This is a genomic window from Gallibacterium faecale (assembly GCF_027920745.1).
In the GTDB taxonomy this organism is placed as follows: Bacteria; Pseudomonadota; Gammaproteobacteria; order Enterobacterales; family Pasteurellaceae; genus Gallibacterium; species Gallibacterium faecale.
The window spans coordinates 1-12,781 of the sequence record NZ_JAQIBB010000089.1 but is presented as its reverse complement, the minus strand read 5'-3'; the positions used below and the strand labels follow the sequence as shown (position 1 = coordinate 12,781).

Genomic DNA, 12,781 nt, shown 5'->3' with positions numbered 1-12,781 from the left:
AGAAAAGAATTTAAGCTCAAATTAATCTGACAGGCGCTGTAATTTTAAACGGGGACTGTCAGATTAGGTTTGATCTTCTACAATTAATATTCTATTAGCAAAAATAATTTCAATGTACTTTTTTGAACAATATTAATATATACTGTTTATTTATACATATCTAATATGTCCTAACAAATTCTTTTGAAGTATCTATTGCTATTTCCTCACTGACCTAGATCAAACAAATTCCACTTCCTGCTATAATTACCTCTTTCCCATTATTGTGCTTTTGATTGGAATTTTCTTTAATAACGCAAAAAGCTTTTTAGTTATTTATTATCACTATGAAAACAGTTCAAACAACTTTACTCACTACTTCTCTTTTGGTTTTAAGTACATTTTCCTTTGCAGATACCTCTAATACAGCTGACCATGATCTTACCCAAGCACAACAGCAATTAACTGCTCTTGAGATAAATAAAATCTTCACTGATAAACATTGTATTGATTGTCATACTGCAACAGTTGAAACTAATAATCTAGATCCTGAAACAGTACGCAATATCAAAATTGGTCAAAAAAGTTTCCTAACTAATCAAATTACTGACAACTTACAACAACCAGAACAGATCACAATCGCTGATATCGCAAAATTGCAATATTTTTTAACTCATTATCAACAAGCCACCAATATTCATGCCAAGTTACCTTATCAATTAAATCAACAAGAACAGACAACATTGAATCAATGGCTAACTCAACAACATCAGCAAAAACTTCCTAACACAGATTCACAGACCTTTATTCAACCTATCCCAACTATGCTTCCAGTGGATTTTAGAAAAGTGATGATTGGCGGTATGTTATTTACTGATGGACGTTTATCATTTGATAATTCTATCACCTGTTTTAGTTGTCATTTGCTAGATAATGGCGGCGTTGATGGATTACCAACTTCCACTGGCATTCATGGGCAAAAAGGCGTTATTAACGCCCCTACTGTTTATAACGCTGTGTTTAATACTTCCCAATTTTGGGATGGTCGTGCCGCAAACTTGGCTGCACAAGCCGCTGAACCACCACTAAACCCAGTGGAAATGGGATATCACGATTGGCAAGAAATTGAGCAAAAATTTGCCCAAGATCGTCAATTTCTCGATCTCTTTTTACAAGTTTATCCAGAACTCACTAAGGCTAATATGACAGATGCTATTGCTGAATTTGAAAAACGATTAATTACGCCAAATAGTCCATTTGATCGTTATTTAAAAGGTGATACTTCTGCATTAAATGCTCAACAACAGCGTGGTTACCAATTATTTAAAGAAAACCGCTGTGATACTTGTCATAGTGGTATCAATATGGGTGGAAATTCTTTTGAAGTAATGGGGATTTATGCTGATTACATTAAAGATCGGGGAACACCAGAAACATCTGCTGACCTTGGGCGCTATAACCAAACAAAACAAGAAATAGATAAATATCGTTTTAAAGTTCCAACACTACGGAATATCGCATTAACAGCACCTTATTTTCATGATGCAAGAACTGATAACCTTCATGAAGCTGTAAAAATTGTCCTTAAATACCAATTAGATAAAACTTTACCAGATGATCAAATTGAGGATTTAGTCGCTTTCTTGCAAACCTTAACTGGGGAAGTACGTGGTAAGCCATTAACTAAAAAACAAAATCAATAATAAAAATAAGGGCAATCATAATGATTGCCCGCTTCTTTTTTATTGCTGTGTAATTCGCATTTCTAACGATTCACCCTGTTTCAAGGTTTCATCAACACGTGCAGTTTCTACACAAAGCATTGTTTTATAGCCTGTTGCAGTCATTGCACTGGTTGTTGTAGTCCAAGGATTCCAAACCACAACATTACTTGCATTATGATGTTCCACTTCAATAAAGCGTTTATGTGCTTTATCTTCAATATGATTAATCCGATTTTCACCAGAATAAACATAATCTGTCTGTTTACCAATCGTTAATGGGGATGGAACTTCTACGACTTGATTAGCGACTTTATCCATACATTGTTTTGGTAAACCAAAAATTGTTGTTTGTTCAATGTCACCAATATTGAAATAGGTATGCAATGCAACTTGTGCTTCACTATTATTTAGCTGAGTAAATTTAACTCGACAATCTTCTGCAAAAGCCATTCTTACGCGTGCAATTGCAATATTATTTTCTGAATATAACCCAAAAATTAGTTTCACTTCATGCTCGCTTACTTGCCAATCACTTAATACCCATTGGCTAATTCGAGCAAAACCGTGTGCTGGTTGTTTTGCGGCACCAAACCATGGATAACAAAGCGGCACACCACCACGAATAGCAACACCCGCTTTAAATGGTTCAGCTTCGCTAAGCCATAATAAATCTTGTGTAGCTGATTTCGGCTGCCAACTTAATAATTGTGCACCTTGTAAAGAGATAATTGCTCGACCAGTTTCGTGTTCTACCACGATCATAGAAATTTCGTTATAACGTTGCAGGGAAATATTAGGATGAATTTGCTCAACAAACTCCATTTTATTAAAAAGTGAAAATGTCATTATTTAACCTCAAATATTTATCATAAAAATATCGGGCTTAGGATAGATCGATTAGTCAATGAAAAAAAGTTATAATCTCAAAATTGCCTCTTTTATTGAGATAGTTAAAACTTTTCTAAAAAATAGCTTGTAAAATGTCGAAAAAACAACAACTACAAAAAATCTTCTCATCTGATGGTTTATTAAGCCAATCCATACAGCAATTCCAACCTCGAGTGGAGCAAATTGAAATGGCAAATGCTGTTTTGGACACTATTGAAGATCAGTCACAATTAATTGTTGAAGCAGGAACAGGAACTGGAAAAACGTTCGCCTATCTCATCCCAACATTATTGAGTAAGCAAAAAGCGATTATTTCTACTGGTTCAAAAAATTTACAAGACCAACTATTTCAACGTGACCTTCCTACAATTAGCAAAGCAATGGGGTTTAGTGGCAAAATTGCACTACTAAAAGGGCGAGCAAATTATCTCTGTTTAGATCGTCTAGACAGAATTTATCATCGTGGAATGGTTGGTGATAATAGCTTGTTAAAAGATTTCAAAGCAATTCAGAAATGGCGCAATCACACGAAAAATGGTGATCTTAGTGAATGTACTGCATTATCAGAAGATAGTCCCTTAATTCCTCAAATTGTTAGTACCACAGAAAGCTGCTTAGGATCTGATTGCCCTTTTTATGAAGAGTGCTTTGTATTAAAAGCACGTAAAAAAGCATTAGATGCGGATCTAGTAGTGATTAATCATCACCTTTTCTTTGCTGATATGGCAATTAAAGAAAATGGCTTTGGAGAATTGATCCCTCAAGCTAAGGTGATTATTTTTGATGAGGCACATCAATTACCGACAATTGCCTGTCAATATTTTGGACAAACGCTTAGTTCTCGCCAACTATTTGATTTATGTCGAGATCTGAATTTAGTTTATCGTACTGAGCTTAAAGATATGGCACAGTTAGGCAAAGCCACCGATGTAGTACAAAAAGTGATTCAAGACTTTCGGTTAGCTTTTGGTGTTGAAAATCAACGCGGCGATCTCCGCCAATTATTCTCTCAAGAAAAAATCCGCAAAGAATTTCAATTCTTACAAGATAAGCTGACCATTTTATTAGACATAGCAAAAGTGGGCGAAAAACGTTCCGATAATTTAGATAAATTGATTGAGCGTATCGAAGAGTTATTACTATTAATCGCACGTTTACAGCAAGTAGAACAAGTCGGTTACTGCTATTGGTATGAAACATTTGGTAAACAATTTAGCTTACATATTACGCCATTAACGATTGCAGATAAATTTCAACAACAAGTAGAAAAACAACATGCCGCTTGGATTTTTACTTCTGCTACCTTAGATTCTGGTGATAATTTTACGCATTATGCAGCCAATTTAGGTATTACCAATGCTAAAAAGAAAATTTTGCACAGCCCTTTTAATTACCCAGAACAGGCTTTATTGTGTATCCCCCGTTACTTACCAGCAAGTAATCAGCATCATACTTTAGAACAACTAGCAACCAAACTGTTACCGGTGATTGAAGCAAATCAGGGTAATTGTTTCGTACTTTGTACCTCTAATTTTATGATGAAAGGATTTGCTGAATATTTTCGCCAACATAGCAACTTAAATATTTTGTTACAAGGTGAAACCAGTAAAACTCAGTTATTACAGCAATTCGTTAGCAATAAACATAGCGTATTAGTTGCAACTCAAAGTTTTTGGGAAGGTGTAGATGTGCGAGGTGATGCTTTATCATTAGTGATTATTGATAAGCTACCTTTTGCTTCCCCTGACGAACCATTATTAAAAGCACGTCTAGAAGATTGCCGTTTACAGGGCGGTGATCCTTTTAATGATATTCAAATTCCGGAAACCATTATTACCTTAAAACAAGGTGTAGGTCGTTTAATTCGTGATGTTCACGATCGAGGTGTTATTGTTATTTGTGATGCTCGGATGGTAATGCGTCCTTATGGACAACTGTTTTTGAAAAGTTTGCCTCCAGCACAACGTACCCGCGATCTGAATAAAGTAATTCACTTCCTACAACAAATTAGGAACCAACAATGATGAAACCAACTTTATTAGCATTAGATACTTCAACTGAGGCTTGCTCTATGGCCCTTTTATACCGTGGTGAATTAACCTATTTAGAAGAGATTGCACAACGTACCCATACACAACGCATCTTACCTATGGTTGATCAACTATTACAACAATCTGGTTTACAACTTTCTCAACTGGATGGGCTAGTTCTAGGACGTGGTCCAGGTAGTTTTACTGGCGTTAGAGTAGGTGTTTCTGTGGCTCAAGGCTTAGCTTTAGGTGCAGAATTACCAATCTACCCAGTTTCTACATTAACGGCTATGGCACAAGCTGCTTATGAAACAGAACAGGCTACACAGGTATTAAGTGCCATTGATGCCAGAATGAATGAGGTCTATTTTTGCCAATTATGTTATCAACCAGAGAGTATCGACGGAAACACCTATCCGGCTTGGCATTCAATTCAAGAAGAACAAGTTATTGCCCCAGAATTACTTTGTCAGCAACTCACTAATACTAGCGCAGAACATTATAAAGTAGGCACGGGTTGGGCTGCTTATCCTGCATTAAATACAATTCCAGGAACACGCTCACAAATTACACTTCCTGCCGCACGCTATATGTTACCGCTTGCCCTTGCTGCTTATAAAAAACAAAATTATGTTACTGCAACGGAAATTGAACCTATCTATTTACGTAATGAAGTGACTTGGAAAAAACTACCTGGCAGAGAGTAAGAGGAATTTTTTGATCTTTGTTTTATTTTTTGAATTAAAAAGGGCTGTTCTTACAGCCCTTCTCTTCTTTAGGATAAATTTATTTCTTCTCTAAACTTAATAAATCACTCGCTGCTACGGAAGATTTATCCTCAATTTTCATTGTATCTTTTAAGCATTGCTGACGAATTTGTTGAGCCGCTGCCATATCATTTGCTTTTTCTGCTAAATATGCAGCCACAGTATAATCTTGAATATCAATACAAGATTTATCTTCTGCCGCTAATACTTTACTAAAAGCTTGGCGGGCTTTCTCAAACTGATTAGCACGTAACGCTAAATAGCCTGTTGCTCTTGCAACAGCACAAGCAATATTAGCGGATAAATCACCTTTAATACTGGTTTTATCTAGCCATTTAACGACTTTCTCACTATTTCCTACCTGTAAACGTGCAATTTGATTTAAGAATGCCAACATATCGCTATTTTCGATCCGTTTCACTGAATCAAGCACCAAACTATACGCAGAATCATGATCATCACTATCAATTAGACGGCGAATCATACCAACAATCGCATAACTATTTTGGCGACGGGCACGAGATTGTTCAGGCCACCAATGTAGCAATCCTTCAACCCCTTCTTCATTCATTTTTTCATCTAATAGCCCATCTAATACTTGATGATATAACTGATTAAATTCATCACCTGTATAGAGTCCACTTTTTTCTATCTGTGGCAATAAATTATCTAATGCTGAATAAGCATGAGAACGGAGATAAATTGTTACCGCTAAACGTAATACTTCTACATTTTGTGGTGCTAATACTAACAGGCTATCGACTGCTGTACGTGCTGTTGGTAATTTATTTTGGCGTAATAAAATGCGAGTACGAGCCAGTTCTACAATTAAATTATCAGGCCCAGCTAATTCAGTTGCTTCAATAAGGTATTTATTGGCACTAAATTCATCACCACGTTGTTGTGCAGCTTCTGCTGCTTTCACAAAATTAAGAATTGGCTCTGATGAATGTTTCGCATTCTTACCAATTAATTTCTCTGCTTTTGCATAATTTCCTTCATCCATCTTCACAAAACCTTGCAAAATTTGTTGCTGTGCTTTGCGTCTTTTGCGTACAGAGAACCAATTATAAGTACCACTGCTAAGACGGAAGAAACGAGTAATTATCCATTCAACACCATAGATAACGGCTAACGCAATCACAAAGAAAACCACTAACATTGTGATGCTCATTTCAATACTATAAGAATCTGTAAGAATTCGAACATAACCTTGCTTACCTGAGATATATGGCCCTGCAATAAAGCCAACCAGCAAGATTAACATCAAGAATAATACTCTAAACATATATTTTTTCTCCTACTATTCTGTTTTCGCTGGTGTGTCATTCTTTGGGGCTTCAGTAGCAGCTGGCTGACTCTCCTCAGTTTGGCTGGCTGGTTGTTCAGGCGCAGCTTTTGGCTGTTCAGTTGCTTGAGATTGTGCCTCTGCATTTTCTTTTGCCTTGGCTTCCTCTGCCTTATTTTCCTCTAGAATGGTAGGATTCGCCTTCATCTCCACTTTTTCAATTTTGTGTGGTTGCTTATGCAAAATTTCATCTAAAGTCGTCAAACTTTCAAAGGTACTTGGTGCATCAACATAGATTGACTGTTCTGAAAGATCATCAAGTTGTTGTAAGAAACGTTGCACCAATACACTGTCTGTATTGAAATAGCTTCTTACCCAAGAAGTTACGGCTTCTAGCGATCCTTTATACAATTCATTTTGTTGACGAGGCACTGCTAATAAAGCAATTTGCAAGCGTAATCGAATATTTTCACGTAAATAAACATCTTGATTCGGTGCTAATAATGCCTTTTCAACAGGATCTCTTGGTTGAATACGAATAAAGTGATTCAAGAAAGAATTGGCTGATTTTTCGATATTAGTCCGCCAATCGCTGATTGAATCAGAAAGCTCACCATCATCGCTACCTGTCGCATTATCACTAGAAAGATCTAATACTTCTAAATCATCTACTGCATTAGCCAGTTGCGATAATTTTTGCATAATTGCATTTTGATCAACGTCATTCACATCCGCTAAACGTTTAAGATCTTGAGCAATCGCAGTACGTACACTAATTGCTCTTGGATCAGAAACATCATTTAACACAACATCTGCTTCTTTAAGTAAGGAAATTGCCGTACTTAAATCATTATCAATTAATAACTTACGTTGTGCATTACTTAACAAGAAATCGGCTTCTGACATCAACCATTCATTTGGTTGGCTTTCTGCTTTATCCGCAACAGCTTTATTTAATTGTGATTGTAAGGCAATAATTTGTTGTTCGGTAATACCTCGATTTTGTTCTAATGCACTTAACGCATTTTTCGCTGCTTCTAACTCGCTTGTTGTACTAACAAGTGCATTTTTCACCGCATCAAAATCAGCTTTACTTACCGTTTCTGCTGGTGTTGCTTGAGTTGCCGCTTGTTGGCTTTCCTCTAGAGAAGTAATTTTTTGTTGTAATTGGCTAAGTTGTTGCTGGCCTAAATAATAACCTGCGCCGCCTACACCTAACGCAATTAATAGAGCAAGTAAGGCAATACCTTTACCGCTTGAAGATTTCTTTATTTGGGTTTCTGGTTGAGAAGAGACTTTATTCTCTTTTGGAGTAGTATTCTGTTTTGCAGAATCTGTTTTTTTAGGCTCTGCTGCCATCACTTTCTTTTCTTCTTTCATTGGTTGTTTTTCTGTTTTTTTATCTTCTGAATGAGTAACAGCGTCAATTTTTGGGATGGTTACTGCTTCAACTTTGCTTTCTTCATCTCTATTAGGAGTAACCTCTTCATTTATCTCTGTATTTTTTTGAATATCAGTTTCATCATGTTGTTTTTTCATTGCTACTCCTATTGTTTATTTATCTCGTGAATGGGGATAAAAAGATAATATTGTTTTTAACAAACTATTATTATCAGCCTTTTCAGTGAGAATCACTTTATCTTCTTGCCAACCAGCTTCTTTGGCTAATTGAGCAATACGATCACTAATCACCACCAACTTACAATTAACTAACCAATTATGTTCACTTTTAGGAATAAAATCCAGTAAATACCGCAAAATTTCACCACTAGTCACCACAATCGTATCAATCCCTGCTCGAGAAAACATCATCAATTCCATTTCTGTTAACTCTTGCCTTTCTCGATGATAACAAGCCACCATTTCGACATTTGCACCTTGCACTGTAAGTTGTTCAGGCAATAACTCTCGCCCTTGTTGTCCACGCAAGATAAGTACATTTTTATCTTGGCATTGCTGCATTAAAGGTAATGCTAATAGCCCTTCGCTATTCTCTTGCAAAAATGGATAACTCACAGCTTGCTGACTAGCCTCAGTTAAACGCATAGCTGTTTTACGTCCTACTGCCAAATAATGTAAATCTGCTCGCCAAGTAAATCCCGTATTTTGTAATACTTGTGCTGCATAATTTACGGCATATTGTGACACACAAATGACATAATCACCTGGATTTAACTTCTGTAATTTCTGAGGTAGTTGATTTAATTGCTCCCCTGTCACAATTTTAATAAAAGGAGCATGAATAGCTGCAATTCCTTCACGAATTAACATGGACGTCAAATGTTGACCTGACTCTTCCGGACGTGTGACTAGAATTCCCATGAAATTATTCTAATACCTGTGCTAATAGTTTTTCTGCGCCTTGTGCTAAAAGCGATTCAGCCACCTGAATGCCTAACTGCTCTGCTTGTGTACGTGGTGCAGTTCCTTCTGCTCTTAACACTTCGCTGCCATCAACTGCACCAACTAAAGCACGCAAGTGAAGCTGTTCTCCCACTAATACAGCATAGCCCGCAATTGGTACTTGGCATCCCCCCTGTAAACGATTATTCATTGCACGTTCTGCAATCACACGATCCCATGTATCTTGGTGTAATAATGGACGCAATAAATCATTAACCCGATCATCATCCGCTCTACATTCGACACCTACTGCGCCTTGTCCCACTGCAGGTAAAGAACTTTCTGGTGCAATAAAACTGCGAATACGTTGTTGTTCACCTAAACGAATTAACCCTGCAGATGCCAAAATGATTGCGTCATACTCTCCTTCATCTAATTTTCTAAGACGAGTTCCTACATTGCCTCGCAATGTTTTTAACTCAAGATCAGGACGTAAAGCCTTTAGCTGACATTGGCGACGTAAACTTGATGTCCCTACGACTGCGTGTAGAGGTAATTCTTCTAATGAAGCATATTGATTAGAAACAAATGCATCTCGCGGATCTTCCCGTTCACAAATAACACTTAAATGTAACCCTTCTGGAAATTGCATTGGAACATCTTTCATTGAATGGACTGCAATATCTGCCCGATTTTCTAATAACGCAAGTTCTAATTCTTTAACAAAAAGCCTTTTACCACCAATTTTGGCCAATGGAGTATCTAATAACACATCTCCTTTAGTCACCATTGTGACTAATTCAACGTTTAATTCAGGGTATAAATTTTCTAATTGCTGTTTGATAAAATTGGCTTGCCATAAGGCTAAAGGACTTTGCCGAGTTGCAATACGGATAACATCTTTTTGCATAATTCACTCTTTTGTGGTTAACTTATTATTCATTGTTTGAATCAAGTTATATCCTATCATTGTTACTAAGTATTGTCAGGTCAGTGCTTAGAAAAATAATCTTCATTGAGCTTAATCAAAAACTTCTCATCTGACTAGGCTTGAGTATTTACCAAGTGAAATAGAAATGTTAAAGTTTTCCGCCGTTGATGGACAGTAATATATTTATCCATTATAGATAGAGATTTTACGTAACTAATGAACAATCTAGAAGTTGCCAGAAAAAAGGTTGAACAATTAGATAATATTCGTTTAGAACGTGCCTTAGCAGGCGCACCAAATGAATTTCAATATGTTCTGAATTTAGTTTGTGTCTTATTGCACCACAATATTCCAGAATTACCGGGATATGTTGAAGGGGCACCTTTCGGCATTGTTAATTTTCAATACAATCTCTATCAAAAAAATTATCTTTCTTCTACATTATCCAATACCACGCTTTTTTCATTAGAACATCAACCTAATCCAACCACCAGTCTATGTGGTATTTATGCAATGGGAAGTTTAGGGTCTATTACCCAAACTTCACGTTCTGACTTGGATTTATGGGTATGTGCTTCCAGGGCATTAACACAACCACAATTAGATAAATTACAACAAAAATTTGCTTTAATTTGTCAATGGGCACATAACGTTGGAGTTGAACTCAATCTGTTTCTTGTCGATCAAGACCGTTTCCGTTGTGGGCAGGCCGTTGATTCTCTAACTAGTGATAACTGCGGTTCAAGCCAATATATGCTGTTGCTGGACGAATTTTATCGTTCGGCAATTCGTCTTGCAGGCCGCCCATTGTTATGGCTGCATCTCGCTGTTGAAGATGAAGCTCAATATGATGAAACCGTTAAACAATTAGTCAATGAAGGCAAATTAAATCCTAATGAATGGGTGGATTTTGGCGGCTTAGGTGGATTATCTGCAAATGAGTATTTTGGAGCAACGCTATGGAATCTCTATAAAGGAATCGATTCACCATACAAAGCGGTTATCAAGATTTTACTCTTAGAATGTTATTCATGGGAATTCCCAAACACTCGTTTAATTTCTCACCAATTTAAATTGGATTTATTACAAGATCGCAAAGTCAAACATCATTTTGATCCTTATATGGCAATGTTGGATAAGGTAACTGACTATCTGATTAAGATTAAAGATTACGATCGTTTGGATAACGTGCGTCGTTGTTTTTATATTAAAGCCAGTGAAGATATTGATAATGCTGAATTAACCGGGAATTGGCGTCTAACTTTATTGATGAAACTTGCTCATCAATGGAAGTGGGATAGTAAAACAATTCAAGAATTAAATGAAAGAAAACATTGGAAAATTAAACAAATCCGTCGTAGCTATAATAGCTTAGTTGCACTATTAATGTGCAGTTATCGCCAATTAATGGATTTTGCCCGCAAATATAATATTTCTGGCGGTGGTATTATTCCTGAAGATATTAGTATTTTGACCCGTAAACTTTATGCTGCTTTTGAAGAATTACCAGGAAAAGTCACATTATTCAATCCAACTATTGCGACCAATATTGCTGAAAAAGAGCTTACTTTTGTGGAGGCTACGGGTAATTCTGTGATGGCAAAAGGTTGGTACTTATTGAATCAAGAACCAAAAATTTCTTCCTTGTCGAAAAATCGCCATGTTGAATATAATCCGAATTTAAATAAGCTGGTCTGTTGGGCATATTTCAATGGGATTCTGACTGCGGATACAAACCTGCACATTATCAGCGATAGTGTTTCCTTAGAAACATTACAACAATTTGTTGAGGATCTACGTAATACTTTCCCAACCGAAGTTTCTCCTGCAACCAATAATGATCTCTATCAGCCTTGTGAAATTCGTAATTTAGCGATTATGGTAAATTTAGTTCAAGATCCAACGAAAGATGAATCATTAATCGATCACCATTTCCGCTTACAACCAAAGCATTTATTTAATAATTTAACCGCAAAACAAACTAAATTAATTGGCAGCATTGATTTTACCTACCGTAATTTATGGAATGAAATTCGGACATTACATTTTGAAGGACCAAGTGCTATTTTCCGTGCCTTAAAAGTCCTTTCTAATAAAATTTACCGTAGCTCTGTACCGTTACAATCAGTGAACGTTTTCTGTTACAGCCAACGTTACCGCAATATTATTCGCCGATTTACTAGCGAATTAATTGATCGTTGTATCAATATTCAAACCAGTAATCTTATTAATAGTAATCAACTAAATACACTCTATGTTGCGAGTGAAGTATGGAATAACTTCTTCCACCGTGACAAATTAAAAATTACAGAAGAGCTGTTATCCGAAACAGGATTAACCAAAATTTCCACTAATGATGAATTAAAATATCCACAAGCTATCGAATATTATTCAAATGAAGGTTTCCTGCAATTTTTCTTTGAAGATAATACTGATAGGACATTCAATATTTATATTCTTGATGAAAGCAATCAGCTAGAAGCTTATTACCATTGCGAAGGTATAAAAAGTCAAAAGATTGAGGAAATTAATCGAATTTATCGCGCAGCAACTAATGGTGAAAACAGTACACCATTCCAAGTTTCGAAGAATAATTTTAATTATCCTCAATTTTACCAAATCCACCATACGCAAGGAAAAACCACAGTGACGCCTTATCACTCTGAATTAAGTATCAATAGTTAATTTTCGTACAGTTGTGATACCCTTATTTTTTAATCTATATCAAATTTTTTGGAGTAATGGACAAAATGGAGGCTAAAAGTCATTTTTACTCATCAAATAATCCTGAATAAACTTTATCTTACGTTCCTTCTTTAACCCTTGATGGC

The 12,781-nt window shown here is 36.2% G+C and carries 9 protein-coding genes; 4 read left to right on the top strand and 5 right to left on the bottom strand.

Translation table 11 applies throughout. The features are described from left to right. Positions 1-326 precede the first annotated feature (326 nt). Entirely contained in the window at positions 327-1,682 is a 1,356-nt protein-coding gene (locus tag PF272_RS09915; protein WP_271142630.1) for a cytochrome-c peroxidase, read from the top strand. A 39-nt stretch (positions 1,683-1,721) separates the two neighbouring features. Here PF272_RS09915 and PF272_RS09910 read toward each other — a convergent pair whose 3' ends face one another. Beyond that, a complete protein-coding gene (locus PF272_RS09910; protein WP_065233753.1) occupies positions 1,722-2,549 on the bottom strand; it encodes a D-hexose-6-phosphate mutarotase in 828 nt (275 codons plus the stop codon). Between the two features lie 134 nt (positions 2,550-2,683). Here PF272_RS09910 and PF272_RS09905 point away from each other — a divergent pair, with 134 nt between their 5' ends. Both PF272_RS09905 and tsaB read left to right on the top strand, forming a co-directional pair. Continuing rightward, on the top strand, positions 2,684-4,615 hold the full coding sequence (locus PF272_RS09905) for an ATP-dependent DNA helicase (protein WP_271142629.1): 1,932 nt from the start codon (positions 2,684-2,686) through the stop codon (positions 4,613-4,615). Next, entirely contained in the window at positions 4,612-5,328 is a 717-nt protein-coding gene (gene tsaB / locus PF272_RS09900) for a tRNA (adenosine(37)-N6)-threonylcarbamoyltransferase complex dimerization subunit type 1 TsaB (RefSeq protein WP_271142628.1), read from the top strand. The genes PF272_RS09905 and tsaB overlap by 4 nt, the downstream gene beginning before the upstream one ends. Positions 5,329-5,407: 79 nt before the next feature. Here the strand turns inward: tsaB and PF272_RS09895 are convergent, their stop codons facing one another. Genes PF272_RS09895 through hemC form a run of 4 tightly spaced genes read right to left on the bottom strand, consistent with a single transcriptional unit; the run spans position 5,408 to position 9,929 of the window. After that, positions 5,408-6,676 (bottom strand): heme biosynthesis protein HemY, encoded by a 1,269-nt coding sequence (locus PF272_RS09895; RefSeq protein WP_065233756.1) that lies wholly within the window; start codon positions 6,674-6,676, stop codon positions 5,408-5,410. 15 nt (positions 6,677-6,691) lie between these two features. Beyond that, entirely contained in the window at positions 6,692-8,215 is a 1,524-nt protein-coding gene (locus PF272_RS09890; protein ID WP_271142627.1) for a uroporphyrinogen-III C-methyltransferase, read from the bottom strand. Positions 8,216-8,230: 15 nt separating this feature from the next. Then, the gene (locus PF272_RS09885) at positions 8,231-8,998 is read right to left on the bottom strand and encodes a uroporphyrinogen-III synthase (protein ID WP_271142626.1); all 768 of its coding nucleotides are present in this window, start codon (positions 8,996-8,998) and stop codon (positions 8,231-8,233) included. Between the two features lie 4 nt (positions 8,999-9,002). Further along, a complete protein-coding gene (hemC, locus tag PF272_RS09880) occupies positions 9,003-9,929 on the bottom strand; it encodes a hydroxymethylbilane synthase (RefSeq protein WP_271142625.1) in 927 nt (308 codons plus the stop codon). Between the two features lie 237 nt (positions 9,930-10,166). Here hemC and PF272_RS09875 point away from each other — a divergent pair, with 237 nt between their 5' ends. Further along, a complete protein-coding gene (locus PF272_RS09875) occupies positions 10,167-12,635 on the top strand; it encodes a class I adenylate cyclase (protein WP_271142624.1) in 2,469 nt (822 codons plus the stop codon). Positions 12,636-12,781: the final 146 nt, after the last annotated feature.